Source organism: Pseudomonas sp. PGPPP4, assembly GCF_002256045.1.
GTDB classification, from domain to species: domain Bacteria; phylum Pseudomonadota; class Gammaproteobacteria; order Pseudomonadales; family Pseudomonadaceae; genus Chryseomonas; species Chryseomonas oryzihabitans.
Genome location: NZ_NKID01000003.1, coordinates 33032 through 49235, shown reverse-complemented (window position 1 = coordinate 49235; position 16204 = coordinate 33032). Strand labels below are relative to the sequence as shown.

12 protein-coding genes are annotated in these 16204 nt (G+C 65.9%); 3 read left to right on the top strand and 9 right to left on the bottom strand.

Annotated features, from left to right (window positions below):
• Positions 1-7 precede the first annotated feature (7 nt).
• From CFE50_RS05915 to radC, 9 genes are all read right to left on the bottom strand, one after another.
• Complete coding sequence (locus CFE50_RS05915; RefSeq protein WP_286731990.1) at positions 8-1504, bottom strand: sigma-54 interaction domain-containing protein; 1497 nt, start codon at positions 1502-1504, stop codon at positions 8-10.
• A complete protein-coding gene (tssH, locus tag CFE50_RS05910) occupies positions 1501-4029 on the bottom strand; it encodes a type VI secretion system ATPase TssH (RefSeq protein WP_286731989.1) in 2529 nt (842 codons plus the stop codon). Before tssH ends, CFE50_RS05915 begins: the two co-directional genes overlap by 4 nt.
• Positions 4030-4044: 15 nt before the next feature.
• Positions 4045-5055, bottom strand: a complete 1011-nt coding sequence (tssG, locus tag CFE50_RS05905; RefSeq protein ID WP_286731988.1) for a type VI secretion system baseplate subunit TssG — start codon at positions 5053-5055, stop codon at positions 4045-4047.
• Positions 5019-6803, bottom strand: coding sequence for a type VI secretion system baseplate subunit TssF (gene tssF / locus CFE50_RS05900; RefSeq protein ID WP_286731987.1), 1785 nt, complete (start codon positions 6801-6803; stop codon positions 5019-5021). Before tssF ends, tssG begins: the two co-directional genes overlap by 37 nt.
• Positions 6804-6807: 4 nt before the next feature.
• The gene (gene tssE, locus CFE50_RS05895; protein ID WP_286731986.1) at positions 6808-7212 is read right to left on the bottom strand and encodes a type VI secretion system baseplate subunit TssE; all 405 of its coding nucleotides are present in this window, start codon (positions 7210-7212) and stop codon (positions 6808-6810) included.
• Between the two features lie 6 nt (positions 7213-7218).
• On the bottom strand, positions 7219-8697 hold the full coding sequence (gene tssC, locus CFE50_RS05890) for a type VI secretion system contractile sheath large subunit (RefSeq protein WP_286731985.1): 1479 nt from the start codon (positions 8695-8697) through the stop codon (positions 7219-7221).
• Between the two features lie 14 nt (positions 8698-8711).
• Positions 8712-9206, bottom strand: coding sequence for a type VI secretion system contractile sheath small subunit (gene tssB, locus CFE50_RS05885; RefSeq protein ID WP_286731984.1), 495 nt, complete (start codon positions 9204-9206; stop codon positions 8712-8714).
• Positions 9207-9235: 29 nt separating this feature from the next.
• Complete coding sequence (tssA, locus tag CFE50_RS05880) at positions 9236-10765, bottom strand: type VI secretion system protein TssA (protein WP_286731983.1); 1530 nt, start codon at positions 10763-10765, stop codon at positions 9236-9238.
• 346 nt (positions 10766-11111) lie between these two features.
• Entirely contained in the window at positions 11112-11786 is a 675-nt protein-coding gene (gene radC / locus CFE50_RS05875) for a RadC family protein (RefSeq protein WP_108582756.1), read from the bottom strand.
• Between the two features lie 135 nt (positions 11787-11921).
• Between radC and coaBC the strand changes: the two genes are divergently transcribed.
• The 3 genes from coaBC (at position 11922) to algC (ending at position 16200) form a co-directional block, all read left to right on the top strand.
• On the top strand, positions 11922-13145 hold the full coding sequence (gene coaBC / locus CFE50_RS05870) for a bifunctional phosphopantothenoylcysteine decarboxylase/phosphopantothenate--cysteine ligase CoaBC (RefSeq protein ID WP_286731982.1): 1224 nt from the start codon (positions 11922-11924) through the stop codon (positions 13143-13145).
• Positions 13138-13593, top strand: a complete 456-nt coding sequence (gene dut / locus CFE50_RS05865; RefSeq protein WP_027598635.1) for a dUTP diphosphatase — start codon at positions 13138-13140, stop codon at positions 13591-13593. Before coaBC ends, dut begins: the two co-directional genes overlap by 8 nt.
• Before the next feature lie 1212 nt (positions 13594-14805).
• Positions 14806-16200 (top strand): phosphomannomutase/phosphoglucomutase, encoded by a 1395-nt coding sequence (algC, locus tag CFE50_RS05860; RefSeq protein WP_197027426.1) that lies wholly within the window; start codon positions 14806-14808, stop codon positions 16198-16200.
• Positions 16201-16204: the final 4 nt, after the last annotated feature.

Below are 16204 nucleotides of genomic sequence, written 5' to 3'. Positions count from 1 at the left end.
CGTTCCTTTATGAAAGTTGCAGATCGGCGCTGCGGATGCTCAGTCGCTGCAGGCGATAGAGCAGGGTGCGGCGCGGCAGTCCCAATTCCTGGGCCGTCTGAGTCTGGTTGCCGCGGTTCTTGCGCAGGCAGTCCACCAGCAGGCCGCGTTCGAGCTGATCCAGGCGCTCACGCAAGGTCAGGCTGCCGGCAGTGCCGGTCAGGGCGGCGGAGCGGATGGCAAAGTGTTCGGGCAACAGCTCGTTGCCGTCGCACAACAGGACGGCACGCTCCACCAGCCCCTTGAGTTCGCGGACATTGCCGGGAAAGGCATAGCCCGTCAGCAGGTCCAGGGCGGCGCTGGACCAGCGACAGCGTGACCGCTGCAGGCAGGCGCAGGCCTGGTCGGCGAAGTGCCGGGCCAGCAGCGGCAGGTCCTCGCCGCGCTCGCGCAGGGGCGGCAACTGGATGGGGAAGTGGGTCAAGCGGTAGTAGAGGTCTTCGCGAAAGGTGCCCTGTTCGACCAGGCGCAAGAGGTTGCGGTGGGTCGCCGCGACGATTCGCACGTCGACCTTATGGATCTCGGCGCTTCCCAGCGGGCGCACCTCGCCTTCCTGCAATACACGCAAGAGCTTGGCCTGCAAGGTCAGCGGCATGTCGCCGATTTCATCGAGAAACAGCGTGCCGCCATTGGCCGCGTCGAACAGGCCGGCGCGATCACGCTCGGCGCCGGTGAAGGCCCCCTTGCGATAGCCGAAGAGTTCGCTTTCCAGCAGGTGCTCGGGCAGCGCCGCGCAGTTCTGCACCACGAAGGGCTGGGTCCGTCGCGAGCCCCGTTCGTGGATGGCCCGGGCCACCAGTTCCTTGCCGGTGCCGGTTTCACCGGTCAGCAGCACGGTGATGGGGCTGTGCAGTATCTTGCCGATCAAGCGATGGACCTGCCGCATGGCGCCGCTATCGCCAAGCATGCCGAAGCCATCGTCCGCTGCCGGTGGCGTTGGCCTTTCCGTTACGGCGCCCAACGGCTGAGTCTGGGCGCGCTCTAGCAGCTGGCTCTGCGCCAGGGCGAAGCACCCGAGCGGCGTCAGTACCTCTGCATGGGTTTCCAGTTCACGGCGGCGGCGGCTGGCCTGTACCAGCAGACCCTCGACGCTGCCCGACGGGCCAGTCAGGGGTAGGCAACCAAGGCTGCGCCAGCCGTCGCCAGGCAGGAAGGTAGTGGTGTGCAACAGTGGGTCCAGCTCACGCAGGTGCAGGCTGCGATTCTGCGAAAGGCAGTAGTGCAGCAGACTCTCCTGCTCCAGCGGCAGGGTGTCACCGACCATGGCGGCGGTGCTGTCCAGACTTTGTGCCAGGCACACCAGTTGGGTATGGGTGGCGTCCAGGCGGTAGTACTGCACCAGGTCGAGCCGGACCAGACGCTGGATACCTTCCACCAGGCCGAGGGCGAGTTGGGCGGGATCTTCGTGCTGGCCGAGCGCGATGAACAGGGGCAGCATGGCTTCTGGTGCAGGGGACGGGATCATGCCGCCACCTCGCAGCGGAAATCACCCTCGTCGTTGCAGGTGAGGTGCAGCCGCCCTGGCGTCTGGCCACGGGCGAGGGCGTCGAGCAACTGGTCGGTAAGCAGCGGCAGCACTCGCTGCTCCAGGAGTAGGTCGATCCGGCGAGCACCACTGTCGGCGTCCAAGCAACGTGCCGCCAGGTCCTCCAGCAGGGCCGGGGCATAGCTGAAGGCGACCCGGCGGGCGACCAGCCGGACGCCGAGGCGTTCGAGCTTGAGCACGATCAGCTCACGCAGCTGTTCGCCATCTAGCGGGTAGTAGGGCACCACGCGCATCCGCGCCAGCAGGGCAGGCTTGAAGTGGCGGGTCAGGGTGGGGCGGATCGCCTCGGTCAGTTGGGCCACATCCGGGCGTACGTCGGCGCACAGGCGCTGAATCTCGCCGCTGGCCAGATTGGAGGTCAGCAGGAAGAGCACGTTGCGGAAGTCGATCTGCCGGCCCTCGCTGTCGGTGGCCTGGCCACGGTCGAAGATCTGGTAGAAGAGGTTGAGGACCTCGGGATCCGCCTTTTCCACTTCATCCAGCAAGACCACCGAATAGGGCTGGCGGCGCACGGCCTCGGTGAGCAGACCTCCTTCGCCATGGCCGACATAGCCGGGCGGCGCGCCGATCAGGCGCGACACGCTATGTTTTTCCGCGAATTCAGACAGGTTGAGGGTGGTGAGAAAGCGCTCCCCGCCATAGAGCAATTCGGCGAGCGCCAGGGCGGTCTCGGTCTTGCCGACCCCGCTGGGGCCGACCAGCAGGAAGACGCCGACCGGCGCCTCGGGAGCGTTCAGACCCACCGCGGCCGCACGCAGGGCGCGATCCAGGGCGACCACCGCCTGCTCCTGGCCACGCAGGCGTCCGCGTAGATCGCTGGCAAAGCGGGCCAGGCGCTGGTCATGGCGACGGGCGAGTTGGTCGACCGGAAGGCCGGTCCAGGCCGCGATCACCTCCGCCACGAGGTGCGGGCAGACCTCCAGGTTGACCAGGCGCCCATGCTGGCGTTGCAGCTGCTCCAGCTCTGCCTGGGTGGCAGCCAGCGCAGCGCTGACCGGGGCCGTGCGCAGGGTCAGGATGCGCTCGGCCAGCTCTCGCTGACGTTCCCAGTCGGCCTGCAGCGCAGTGGCTGCCAGGCGCTCGGCGTCCCGCAGGGCGGTGAGGCTATCCAGGCTGCCGGACGCGACGGGCAGACCGAGATCGGCATCGCGGCGAGTGGCGGCGAGCGTGCGCTCGGCAGCGGCCAGGCGTGCGCGCAAGGCATCCAGGGCCGGAGGCGGGCTGGCCAGGCTGATACGCACCCGGGCGCAGCAGGTGTCGAGCACATCCACGGCCTTGTCCGGCAACTGGCGCCCGCTCAGATAGCGGGCGGCCAGTTCGGCGGCGGCCACCACCGCATCGTCGCGCAGATAAACACCATGGCCCTCGGCATAGGTCGGCGCCAACCCGCGCAGGACGGTGATGGCGGTGGCGACGTCGAATTCGTCCAGCCTTACCGGCTGGAAGCGCCGCGCCAGAGCCGGGTCCTTTTCGAAGTACTTCCGGTATTCGCCCCAGGTGGTAGCGGCGATGGTGCGCAGCTCGCCGCGCGCCAGGGCCGGTTTGAGCAGATTGGCTGCGTCCGAGCCCCCGGCCTGGCCACCCGCACCGATCAGGGTATGGGCCTCGTCGATGAACAGGATGATGGGGTACGGTGCCTGGCGTACGGCATCGATCACGCCTTGCAGGCGGCGTTCGAATTCGCCCTTGACGCTGGCGCCGGCCTGCAGCAGCCCGAGATCGAGACTACGTATTTCCACCCGCCGCAGACTGTCGGGCACCTCGCCTGCCGCGATGCGCAGCGCCAGGCCCTCGACGATGGCGGTCTTGCCGACGCCGGCTTCGCCTACCACGAGGGGATTGTTCTTGCGCCGCCGCGAGAGGATGTCCACCAGTTGCCGGATCTCGGCCTCGCGGCCCAGCACCGGATCCAGGCGCCCGGCACGGGCCTGGCCGCTGAGGTCATGGGTAAAGCGGTTCAAAGGGGACTCGCTGATGACCGGTGACCCCTCGGGCCGCTGAGCCCTGACGAAGTCCAGGAGCTGCGCGGCATCCACCCGCTCCAGCAGGCGACCGTAACCTGTGCCCAACAGCCGCTCGGGATGGCGCAACAACGCCAGCAGCAGGGCCGCGCTATCGGTCTCAGCCTGTTCCAGTTCGAGACGGGCGAGCAGCACGGCATCCTGCAGCCACAGCAGCAGTGCAGGATCGAAGACCGGGTCGCCGCCTTCTCCATTGCCCTGGCGCGGCTGCAGCGTCGCGGCGAAATCCACCGGGTCTAGGTCAGCCGCTTTCAGCACGCGAGTGAGCAGTCCGTCGCGGGATTCCAGCAGGACCGCCAGCAGGTCTTCGATCAGGATGTGCCGCCCGCCTCGACGGACGCAGCGCTGCGCCGCCTGTTCCAGGTCCTGGCGCGCGGTCACGGAAAGGCTGTTGATAAGGAGGTTCAGGTCCAGGGTGAGCATGTTGATCGTCCTTGATTAACGGTGGCAGGACAGGGTGACCTGACCCTTGGCTCGGCCGAGGCCGAGCCAGGTGGTCCAGCCGAGACGGCAGGGGCTGGCGGCTTCCAGCCGCCATTGCCGCAACGCGTCCCGCCGCAGATGCAGGCGCAGGTCGTAGTCCAGCTGGTCGCGCAGGGTGAAATTCAGCAAGGTACGCACGGCGGCGTACCGACTGCCCCCGGGCAGGAATGAATGAAAGGCTTCCCAGTCCAGTTCGAGCAGGTGCAGGCGAAACTTGCCGCCACGATCGCGCACCTGCACACCCAGGACGGCTGTCTCTCCGAGCTGGGCGCTGGCCCGCCCGAGATGCGCGCGTTGTTCTGGGGGAATGACCACTGCGCGCTCCAGGCACTGCTCCAGCTGCAACTCGGGCTGCTCCAGGTAATAGCGCAGCACCGCTTCGATCAGCGTCGCCGAATGCACCTTGAGGCTGAGCAGGCCGAGATAGGGCAGCAGGCGTTTCCAGTTCAGCTCCGGCGCCTGGCGCAGGCTGCTGTCGCCCAGACCGATCAGACTGAACAGCCGGGCCGACAACTCGTCACGCGCGCCCTCCCGGAAGCGGGCGTGATAGCGATACTTGCGCCAGATCGGCAACAGCAGCCGGTGCAGCCGGTGATTGAAGAGGTCGAGGAAGTCGCGGGTGGTACGCCCTTGTTCGCCATCGCTCAGCGCCTGTTCGCTGTAGAAGGCCGGCAGCGGCGAACCGCTGCCCATCAGGGCATCCAGGTTGAGTTGCAGGCGGGCGCGCAGCCCATCGGCGTCCTCGACGAAGTGCAGGCGCTCGATATCGCTACCCGGAAAGGCCAGGCTGGGGTTGGCATGGAACTCCAGCCGTTCATAGAGCTGCTCCTCCGAGAGACTCGGCATCAGGCCCTGCAACTGCAGGAGCACCTGTCCGATACCCTGGAAAAGCGAGTACTCGCGAATCTCGCGGCACAGCGCCGAGCGATTCAGATCAGCGGCTGCTGACCCATGCGCGGTGTCCATAGATACACCTCTCCCTGCAGGCTGCGAACGCTGAGTTGATGGAAGGAATTCAGGCTGGCGTAGAGCGCGAAGAACTCGTTGAGTACGCTGGCGAACAGGTACAGCTCGCCCTCGCTGCGAAAGCCGCTGGCATCCATGTCCAGCTGGGTGGCGATACCGCGGATCGGCAGGCCGCGGTAGAGGCGATCCACCGGGCGATGGCTGATGCCCTGCAGGGCGGCCAGGCGCTGGTGACTGATGCGCTCGGCCTGCCGGTCGTGCTGACTGGGCAGGTCGTAACTGGCCAACACCGTACGCAGGGCCGCGACATCGGTGAGCGACAAATAATTGAGCGATAGATTGGAAACCAGCTGCCACAGCCGGTTGCCGGACAGCACCGGCGCATGACAGGCAGTTGGAGCGGCCAGATTGCGAAAGCCCAGGCCACCCGGGGTATTTTCGGTGGGCAAACACAGATCACCGGCGCGCAGGCGCTGGGGCAGATTCTGGTTGGTGCAGGTCAGTTCAATGGACAGGGTGTCCTGATCGGTGCCCGGATCGCCAAACGCCAGATAGGTATCGATGCCACCGTGCAGCAGGGCGCTGCGCTGGCGTACGGCATAGTGCGGCCGACGGCTCTGGCCGCCGAAGCTCAGGTCATGGGCGAAGGATTCGAAGGGTAGATAGTCACGATGGCCCAGGCCGCCCGGTTGCCAGCCGGTCACCCGCTCCACGGCAAAGACCCCCAGGTGTTCGCGGCCGTGGCCAGCCGGAAACAGTGGGTACTCGTCGCGCTTGCCGTCGAGGCGGATCGGCAGGGCGTCATGGCGGAACAAATTGACCACCGGAACGCAGTGCAGGCGCAGGTTGTCGCGACTGGGAAGCCGCGGCTGCCGGGCGATCCGGGCAATGTCGAAGCGCAACTCCAGCCCGCGGATCTGGCGGCGTACCGGGTCTGCCAGTTGCTGCAGCTTCGTCATTCCCTGAATCGAGACGAAGAGGAATTTCTCCGGAAAGGCGAAATATTCCTGCAGGTGGCGATAGCCGTGGAAGGCATTGGGTGGATAGGGCAGCAGCGCCTCGTCTTCGCCGAAGCCCAACGGCTGGACCTGGTCGCGAGCGAGCGGCAGGACGAGTTCGCGGCCCTGGTGGTCAGTCAGCGGCTGGCGTTCGGCATCCAGGGGTACCAGGCTCAGACCGGCCAGGTTGTGCAGCAGCGCGAGATAGAGATCCTGACTAAGCGTGCGATCGCCCGCCAGATGCAGCGGCAACTGACGCAGGTCCAGGGTGTCCAGGGTGCCGTTGCCGGTGATCTGCAGGCGCAGCGTCAGGCGCGCGCCGCTGCCCTGCTGGGCAAGGCTCAGCTCATCCACGCGTAGCGGTTGGACGTCGGTGGCGAAGCAGGTTCGAAAACGGCAGCTCACCTCGTCCAGCGCCCGGGATTCCACTTCCGTTCCACGTGGAACCTGAATGGCCGCGCCTGGTGCTGGTAGCGGATCGAATTCGAGGATGGCGCAACTCGGCAGGGGCCGCAGATAATGGGGCCAGAGCAGGTTGAGCAGCGAATGGGTCAATTCCGGCAACTCGTCGTCGAGCTTCTGCCGCAGCCGACCAGTGAGAAAGGCGAAGCCTTCCAGCAGGCGCTCGACATCCGGATCCTGACCAGCCTGGCCCAGAAAGGGTGCCAGCGCAGGATTGCGTTCGGCGAAGCGCGCGCCCAGCTGACGCAACTCGGCCAGCTCGCTCTGGTAGTAGTGATTGAAGGACATGGACCTATCCCTGGCTGACCTTGACCTGACCGCTGCCATCCAGGCTCGCGGTGAAACGAATGGGGCACCGCTGGCCGTCGAGTTCGAGCTGGCCTTCGAGAGCGAACGCCAGGGTGGTGCCTTCCCGCGGCAGCGGCAGCACCTTCACACCGGACAGGCGCGGCTCGTAGGCGGACACGAACGCCTCGATGGCCAACCGCGCGCGCTGTAGCGAGTCGTGCAGCGACAGCCGCAAGTCATTGAGGTCGGGCAGTCCGTAGTCGACCTGGATCGGGACGCTGCCGGCACGGGTGCTAAGCATCTTGGCCAGGTGAGCGGCCACCGAGGCGCTCAAGGCCTCGGCGGACGCGCCCCGGCTGTGCGCGCTGCCCGGACCGGCCAGGCGTTCGAACAGACTGCCGTAACTCATGAGCCGTTACTCCTTGTCCAGCTTGCCGACCAGTGACAGCGTGAAATCGGCGCCCTGGTACTTGAAGTGCGGTCTCACGCTCAGGCCCACGCGGAACCAGCCCGGATTGCCTTCGACATCGCTGACACGGATGCTGGCCGCACGCAGCGGTCGACGACCACGCACCTCGGCGCTGGGGTTTTCCTGATCGGCGACGAACTGGCGGATCCACTTGTTGAGTTCCAGTTCGAGGTCGGTGCGCTCCTTGGTGCCGCCCAGTTGCTCGCGCTGCAGCACCTTGAGGTAATGCGCCAGGCGGCTGACGATGAACAGATAGGGCAGTTGGGTACCCAGCTTGTAGTTCAGCTCAGCCGCGCGACCTTCTTCGCTGTTGCCATAGAACTTGGATTTCTGCGTCGAACAGGCGGAGAAGAAGGCGGCGTTGTCGCTGCCCTTGCGCATGGTCAAGGCGATGAAGCCGGCATCGGCCAGTTCGTATTCGCGACGATCGGAGATCAGCACCTCGGTGGGGATCTTGGTCTCGATCTCGCCCATGCTCTCGAAGTGATGCAGCGGCAGGTCTTCCACCGCGCCGCCACTCTGCGGACCGACGATGTTCGGACACCAGCGGTACTTGGCGAAGCTGTGGGTCAGGCGGGTGGCGAAGGCGTAGGCGGTGTTGCCCCAGAGGTAGTGGGCATGGTCCCGACTGACGTTTTCGCGATAGGCAAAGGTCTTGACCGGATTCTCTTCCGGATCGTAGGGCGTGCGTAGCAGGAAGCGCGGCAGGGTCAGGCCGACATAGCGCGCGTCTTCCTGCTCGCGGAAGCTCTGCCATTTGGCGAATTGCGGACCGTCGAAGTGATCCTTGAGGTCCTTGAGGTCGGGCAGACCGGTAAAGCTTTCCAGGCCGAAGAAGCGCGGACCGGCGGCGGCGATAAAGGGCGCATGAGCCATGGCCGAGACCGCTGCCACCTGTTGCAGAGTGCGGATGTCCGGTGCGGTGGGATCGAAGTCGTAGTTGGCGATGATGGCGCCGACCGGCTCGCCACCGAATTGGCCGAATTCGGCGGTATAGACATGTTTGTAGAGGCCCGACTGGACGATGTCCGGCGAATCCTCGAAGTCCTCCAGCAAATCCTGCTTGGAGACGTTGAGCATCTCGATCTTGTTGTTCTCGCGGAAGTCGGTGCGCTCCACCAGCAGGTGCAGGCCGCGCCAGGCCGCCTCCAGCGACTGGAACTCCGCGTGGTGCAGAATCTCGTCAACCTGGCGGCTGAGCTTCTCGTCGATCTCGGCGATCATGCGATCGACCAGCGCCTTCTTGACCGGTTGCTGGGCGTTTTGCGGCTTGAGCAGCTCTTCGATAAAGGCCGAGATGCCGCGTTTGGCCACGCCATAGCCCTCGTCGTGGGGCGCGAGGCGAGTCTCGGCGATGATGCGGTCGAGGATGCCGCGGTCTTCAGCGACGTCGGCAGCGGGTTGCGGGAGCAGGGTAGCGGTCATGATGGTCTTCCTGATCAGACGTCTTGATTCGGCAAGCCGAGTTCGCCGAGCACCGTGGCCCGGGCGACCGGATCGGCGAGCACCTGCTCGATGGCCCTGCGGAACGCCGGGGCATTGCCGAGCGGCCCCTTGAGCGCCACCAGGGCATCGCGCAGGTCCATCAATTGCTTGAGTTCGGGCACCTGCTGCACCAGCCGCGCCGGACTGAAGTCGGCCATGGCTTTGAGGTCGAGCTGGACGGCCAGATCGTCCTGGCTGTCGTCCTGCAGGCAATTGGGTACCGCCAGGGTCAGGCCCAACTGCTGCTTGGCCATCACCTCATCGAAGTTGTCCTTGTCGACGGCTACCGGCTTGCGGTCTTCGAGCTTGCGGTCGTCGACACGCTGGGTGAAATCGCCAAGAACCATGAGCTTGAGGGGCAGTTCCAGTTCTTCCTCGGCACCGCCGCTGGCGGGTCGAACCGTGACGTTGATGCGTTCTTTCAGGGCAACCGAGCCTTCTTTGGCCATGTATTTCTCCTTGGGTATGAGGACAAGCCTCAGTCGAGAGCCGCTTCGAGATCGAGGCGGCAGAGTCGCGGACGCAGCTGTTGCAGTTGCATCCGGCTGTCGGCGGTGGCGGGGAGGGCTTCCAGGCACTGGCGGCGGGCCTGCAGGATCTCCAGCGCCAGTTGCGGCTCCCAGTGCGCTAGCAGGGCGCCGTGTTCGGCATCCAGGGCCGCGAGCTGAAGGTGCGCCAGTTCGAACTGGCGGGCCTGGATCAGCAAGCGGACGCTGGCCAGATCCCACAGCAGGCGCTGGCGTTCGCCCTGGGCACTGCAGCTGCGCTGCTGCAGGTGGCGCACGGCGCTCCTGAGGCCGCTCGCGCGCAACTCCCCAAGGGCTTCGGCAAGGGCTTCGCTCCAGATGTCCTGGCACGCCTCGCTTGAGGCGGAGACGGGTTGCGTCGCCTTAGCCGCCGTCAGGCCGGACAGCCAGAAGCGGGTCTGGGCATCGGCAAAGGGTTGCCCGTCATGGAAGGCCAGGGCTTCCAGACCTGGCAGCCGTTCCAGCAGCGACATCAGCGGCCACTCGATTTCGCGACAACTCGTTGTCGCACCGATGGCCTGCAGACACTCCCAGGCCAGCCGCTGGCCATCCAGCCAGAAAGGCGCCCGCGTCAGGCTGACCTCCAGTTCGCCGAGCAGCAGAGAAAAGTCACCAGCGGCCTGGCACTCCTGGAAATATCTCAGGCGATCAGCTGGCAGGCCGCGCAAGCCGGTGACACCCCGGGCATCATGAGCGGGCAGGCTGTCGATGCCGCTCCACAGCAAGGCGCGATTCAGCCGCAGGGCGCGGTGGTCGCCGCTCCGCTGACGTAGCCACCAGCCGCTCAGCGTGCGGGCGCTTTCCTGTAGCTGGCGCAGCAGACGATGGGCGTCCTTGTCCGATTCCAGCGGGCCCTGGAGTGCCTGATTGGTCATGACCGGGCTGGGTGACAGGGCTGCGGTGGTCGACTCCGCCGGAGCGTTGGATTGGATCTGGCGACGTCGTTGCTCGTCGAGGCGACGTACCAACGGCAACAGCAGCGGAGCGGCCTCGCCCAGGCGCGGCTGGAGTAGCGCCTCCAGCTGGCCGAGCTGGTTACTGAAGGTCTGTAGCCAGGATGTTTCCAGCGTCGTAAGGGCGGTGGTATCGAAGACGCCATCCAGGCGGATCTGGAGCCAACCGAGCGCCGCGGCGCGAGTACGCTCCTTGCGGGGGTAAAGATCCTGCCAGTGGGCCTCCAGCAATCGCTCAAGCAGAGCCAGGCCGGCTTCCAGCCCTGTCCAGTTCCGGGTGCAGTACAGGGCCCAGGTCAGCCAGACGGCGACGCGCAGGTCCTTGGAGTGCTCACGCAGAAAGGTGGTCGCCTGCTCGGCGGTGGACTCCCAGTCCGGCATGACGTCGCGATGCAGCGCCTGGGTGTTCTGACAGACCGCTTCGAGTCTCTCGAACTCGGGGCTATAGCGGCGATCTTCCCCGGCGAAGTTGTCCGCGGTAATGGGTTGATCGGCGAGCGCTATATAGTTCTGGGCGAGCGAAGACAATAAAGTCATCCATGACCTCACGGGGTTGAAGTTCTATTCCTTGAACTTCCTAAGATGAAAATTACTGGAGAGCTTTTCGCCTGCCTCTAAGCAGCTATTGGCTCAAAATGTTTGAGAGGTGCATCCTAGAGCGGTTTTATGAGCTTTGGTAGCAAAAAAGTGTGATCGAAATCTAATTTTTACTGCCGAGCTTTTAATAAAAAATAAGCTTATTTAGCGAGGTGACGAAAATTGTCCAAAATAACCGCAGGAAACTGACACTCGTCGTCAGTTTTAAAAGATATGACAAGTCACAATTATAAAGTTGAAGTTAAAGTTGGGCGGAAGTTGCCTGGTCGCGAAGCTATTAGAGCCAACCATATTCCGCCATCGACAAGGGCTCCCCATCCCCCACGATGAAATGATCCAGCACCCGCACATCGACCAGCGCCAGGGCGTCCTTGAGTCGTGTGGTGAGCAGGCGATCGGCCTGGCTGGGTTCGGCGATGCCGGAAGGGTGGTTGTGGGTGAGGATGACGGCAGCGGCGTTGTGGGCGAGGGCGCGCTTGACCACCTGGCGGGGGTAGACGCTAGCGCCGTCGATGGTGCCGTGGAACAGGGCTTCGAAGGCCAGCACCCGGTGGCGGGTGTCGAGGAACAGGCAGCCGAAGATTTCGTGGGGTTCGTGGCGCAGGCGGGCCTTGAGATAGTCGCGGACCTGCTGGGGGCTCTCCAGGGCCGAGTCGCGCTTGAGGCCTTCGGCCAGGTGGCGGCGACCCATTTCCAGGACCGCCTGCAACTGGCTGAACTTGGCCGGGCCGAGGCCGAGGTGGGCGCTGAAGGCGGCGAGATCGGCTTCCAGCAGGGCTCTGAGGCTGCCGAATTCCCCGAGCAGCTGGCGGGCGAGGTCGACCGCGCTTTTGCCGGCTACGCCGGTACGCAAGAAGATCGCCAGCAGTTCGGCGTCGGTGAGGGCCTGGGCGCCTTGTTCCAGCAGTTTCTCCCGGGGCCGTTCCTGGGCCGGCCAATCCTTGATGCTCATGGGCGCTCCTTGTCTGGCGAGGCGCCTGCGTCCTGCAGGCGCTGTGCTATCTTAACCGGATCATTCGCGGGTGCGCGCGGGCCTCGATTGGCCGTGCGATGCCCGTTCTAGACGGTTCGAGAACGGAAAGGCTATATGCAGCGGCTCCATCGTAAACGCATCGTGCTGGGCGTCGGAGGTGGCATCGCCGCTTACAAGAGCGCCGAGCTGGTGCGACGACTCAAGGATCAGGGCGCCGAGGTGCGGGTGGTGCTGACCCGCGGCGGTCGCGAATTCATCACGCCGCTGACCCTGCAGGCACTGTCGGGTCTGCCGGTGCATCTGGATCTGCTGGACCCGGCCGCCGAAGCGGCCATGGGGCATATCGAGCTGGCCCGCTGGGCCGATCTGGTGCTGGTCGCGCCGGCCACCGCCGATGTGATGGCGCGCCTGGCCCAGGGCGTGGCCGACGATCTGCTCACCACCTTGGTGCTGGCCACCGATGCCCGGGTCGCCCTGGCACCGGCCATGAACCAGGCCATGTGGCGCGATCCGGCCACCCAGGCCAATGCCGAGCTCCTGCGCAGCCGTGGCATCAAGCTGTTCGGTCCGGCTAGCGGCAGCCAGGCCTGTGGCGACGTCGGCCCCGGCCGGATGCTGGAGGCCAATGACCTCGCCCAGCTCGCCGCCGACTGCTTCCAGCGCCTCGACCTGACCGGTCGCCACGTGGTCATCACCGCCGGCCCGACCCAGGAAAACATCGACCCGGTGCGCTACATCACCAACCACAGCTCCGGCCGCATGGGCTTCGCCCTGGCGGAAGCGGCGGCGGAGGCGGGCGCGCGCGTCAGCCTGGTGAGCGGCCCGGTGCACCTGCCGACCCCCGATCGCGTCGAGCGCATCGACGTGATCAGCGCCCGCGACATGCTGGCCGCCTGCGAGGCGCTGATGCCCTGCGACGTGCTCATCGCCTCGGCGGCGGTGGCGGACTATCGCCCCGAGGTCATCGCCCCGCACAAGCTGAAGAAGGACCCCACCCGCGGTGACGGTCTCCTGTTGGAGCTGGTGCGCAACCCGGACATCCTCGCCACCCTGGCGGGGCGCCCGGATCGGCCCTTCAGCGTCGGCTTCGCCGCGGAAACCCAGAATCTGCTGGAGTACGCCCAGCGCAAGCTGCGCGACAAGAACCTCGACCTCATCGTCGCCAACGACGTGGCCAATCCGGCCATCGGCTTCAACAGCGAAGACAACGCGGTCACCGTGATCGACCGTGGCCTGCACGAGATCCGCTTCGAGCAGACCAGCAAGGGCAAGATCGCCCGGCAGCTCATCGCCCTGATTTCCACCCACCTGAAAGACACTGCCCAGAACCATGCATAGCCTTCAAGCCAAGATCCTCGACCCGCGCCTGGGGCGCGATTTCCCGCTGCCGTCCTACGCCACTCCCGGCTCGGCCGGCCTCGACCTGCGCGCCATGCTGCAGGAGGATCTGGTGCTGGAGCCGGGGCAGACCGCGCTGATTCCCACCGGGCTCGCCATCCATGTGGCCGACCCGTCGCTGGCGGCGCTGATCCTGCCGCGCTCGGGCCTGGGCCATAAGCACGGCATCGTGCTGGGCAACCTGGTCGGCCTGATCGACTCGGACTACCAGGGCGAGCTGATGGTCTCCTGCTGGAATCGCGGCCAGACCACCTTCACCGTGAGCGTGGGCGAACGTATCGCCCAGCTGATGCTCGTACCTGTGGTCCAGGCGCACTTCGATATCGTCGACAGCTTTACCGAGACCGAGCGGGGCGCTGGCGGCTTCGGGCACTCCGGTACCCGCTGACGCCAGACACGCAAGGCGCGCCGTGACATGAAGGAGAAGAACGGCATGGCTAGGGGCAAGAACGGCAAGGATGTGCACAAGGCGGCCCCACGGGTCGCTGGCTTGCCCGGCATGGGCGCGGGACTGCTGCTGGCGCTCGCCGGCCTGCTGCTGGCCGCGCTGCTGCTGTGGTTTCTGGTGTTGCAGCCGCAGGGCGCGCGCAACCAGGAGCAGCAGGCGGACCAGGCGCTGCAGGCCCAGGCGACCTCCCTCAATCAGCTGCTGGTCGGCCTGACCCGCCGGCTGCAGGGCGTCGCCGGGGACGCCCTGGTGCTGCAGGCCCTGCAGGGCGACGATCCGGCGGCGCGCAAGGCGGCCGAAAGCCAGCTGCGCGAGCGCCTCGGCGTGGTCGACGTGCTGGTGGTGCCGGCCGGCATGCGCCAGATCGAAGACGATCGCCCCGGCCCGCTCAACTATGCCGCCCTCGATCTGCTCAAACGCCTGGAAAGCGGCCAGCGGACCCCGCCGGAAGCCTATCGGCTGGGCGATCGCTGGCTGGTCTACAGCGCCCAGCCCATCCGCCGCGGCGATCAGCTGCTCGGCAGCGCCGTACTGGTGGAAGACCTCGCGGCCGTCTTGCAGGGCTGGGCCACGCCACCGGCGAATGTCGGCCAGTGGCGGCTGCTGCAGCAATTTCCCGGTGGCAGCGTGCAGGTGCTGGCCAGGGGCGGCAGCCCGGGCGATCCGGCGCTGATGCGACGGCTCGCCACCGGCAGCCCGCTCTGGACGCTGGAGTTGGCACCTGCCGCCGAGGCTGGCGCCGATACACCCCTGGGCATCCCCCTGGTGGCGTTGCTGCTGGCGCTGTTTGGCGTGCTCGCGGGCTTTTGGCTGTTTTCCCGGGAGCTGTCACGCCGGCTCCGTGACGACGTCCGCAGTCTGACGGCCTATGCCGAGGAACTAGAAGCCAATCAGATAGCCAAAAGCCCGACTTTGCGCCTGGCGGTAATGGAACCCGTGGCCAAGTCGACGGCCCGATTGGCCAGCCGATCGGCCGGGTCGTCGCCGGACCTGTACGCCACCGCGCCCAGCGATGCGGTGGCCAAGACCCTGGCGGAGTTTGCCGACAGAGGCCGCTCGCAGCAGAGCGAGCCGCTGTTCCAGACCACCGACATCCTCGATATCAGTATCCTCGACGAAGACCAGGATCTCCTGGGATTGGAGAAACCCCCGATGAGCACTACCCCGCAAGCCCCCCAACTCAACGCCAGCATCTTCCGCGCCTACGACATCCGTGGCGTGGTGGGTGACTCCCTGACCGCCGAAGCCGCCTACTGGATCGGGCGCGCCATCGGCTCGGAGAGCCTGGCACGTGGCGAGCCCAACGTGGCCGTCGGCCGTGACGGCCGCCTGTCCGGCCCCGAGCTGGTCGCCCAACTGATCAAGGGCGTGGCCGACAGCGGCGCCAATGTCAGCGATGTCGGCATGGTGCCGACCCCGGTGCTCTACTACGCCGCCAACGTGCTCGAAGGCAAGTCCGGCGTCATGCTGACCGGCAGCCACAACCCGCCGGACTACAACGGCTTCAAGATCGTCATCGCCGGCGAGACCCTGGCCAACGAATCCATCCAGCGTCTGCGCGAGCGCATCGAGACCGGCGACGTGGCCAGCGGCCAGGGCCAGATCAAGCAGGTCGACGTGCTCAAGAGCTACGCCGACTACATCCGCAACGACGTGGTGCTGGCCAAGAAGCTCAAGGTGGTGGTGGATGCCGGCAACGGCGTGGCCGCGGTCAACGCGCCCCAGCTGATCGAGTCCCTGGGCTGCGAGGTCATCCCGCTGTTCTGCGAGGTGGACGGCAACTTCCCCAACCACCATCCGGATCCGGGCAAGCCCGAGAACCTGGAAGACCTGATCGCCAAGGTCAAGGAAACCGGTGCCGACCTGGGCCTGGCCTTTGACGGCGACGGCGACCGCGTCGGCGTGGTGACCAACGAAGGCAAGATCATCTATCCCGACCAGCTGCTGATGCTGTTCGCCAAGGACGTGGTCTCCCGCAACCCGGGCGCCGACATCATCTTCGACGTCAAATGCACCCGCCGCCTGAACAACCTCATCGCCGGCTACGGCGGTCGTCCCATCATGTGGAAGACCGGCCACTCGCTGATCAAGAAGAAGATGAAGGAAACCGGCGCGCTGCTGGCCGGCGAGATGAGCGGCCACGTGTTCTTCAAGGAGCGCTGGTTCGGTTTCGACGACGGCATCTACAGCGCCGTGCGCCTGCTGGAGATCCTCAGCCAGGAGAAGAACAGCGCCCAACAGGTGTTCGATACCTTCCCGGTAGACATCTCCACCCCGGAGATCAATATCCAGGTGACCGAAGAGAACAAGTTCGGCATCATCGAAACCCTGCAGCGCGACGCCCAGTGGGGCGATGCCCAGATCACCACCCTGGACGGCGTCCGCGTCGATTACCAGAACGGTTGGGGCCTGGTGCGTGCGTCCAACACCACGCCGGTGCTGGTGCTGCGCTTCGAGGCGGAAACCCTCGAAGAGCTGGAGCGCATCAAGACGGTGTTCCGCAAGCAGCTGCTGGCGGTACAGCCGGATCTGAATCTGCCGTTCTGACCTC

Excerpts from the sequence above, each read along its gene's own strand:
- tssF (WP_286731987.1), bottom strand. The coding sequence starts at position 6,803 with ATGTCCTTCAATCACTACTACCAGAGCGAGCTGGCCGAGTTGCGTCAG.
- algC (WP_197027426.1), top strand. The coding sequence starts at position 14,806 with ATGAGCACTACCCCGCAAGCCCCCCAACTCAACGCCAGCATCTTCCGC.
- tssB (WP_286731984.1), bottom strand. The coding sequence starts at position 9,206 with ATGGCCAAAGAAGGCTCGGTTGCCCTGAAAGAACGCATCAACGTCACG.
- CFE50_RS05915 (WP_286731990.1), bottom strand. The coding sequence starts at position 1,504 with ATGATCCCGTCCCCTGCACCAGAAGCCATGCTGCCCCTGTTCATCGCG.
- radC (WP_108582756.1), bottom strand. The coding sequence starts at position 11,786 with ATGAGCATCAAGGATTGGCCGGCCCAGGAACGGCCCCGGGAGAAACTG.
- tssH (WP_286731989.1), bottom strand. The coding sequence starts at position 4,029 with ATGCTCACCCTGGACCTGAACCTCCTTATCAACAGCCTTTCCGTGACC.
- tssE (WP_286731986.1), bottom strand. The coding sequence starts at position 7,212 with ATGAGTTACGGCAGTCTGTTCGAACGCCTGGCCGGTCCGGGCAGCGCG.
- tssG (WP_286731988.1), bottom strand. The coding sequence starts at position 5,055 with ATGGACACCGCGCATGGGTCAGCAGCCGCTGATCTGAATCGCTCGGCG.
- coaBC (WP_286731982.1), top strand. The coding sequence starts at position 11,922 with ATGCAGCGGCTCCATCGTAAACGCATCGTGCTGGGCGTCGGAGGTGGC.
- tssC (WP_286731985.1), bottom strand. The coding sequence starts at position 8,697 with ATGACCGCTACCCTGCTCCCGCAACCCGCTGCCGACGTCGCTGAAGAC.
- dut (WP_027598635.1), top strand. The coding sequence starts at position 13,138 with ATGCATAGCCTTCAAGCCAAGATCCTCGACCCGCGCCTGGGGCGCGAT.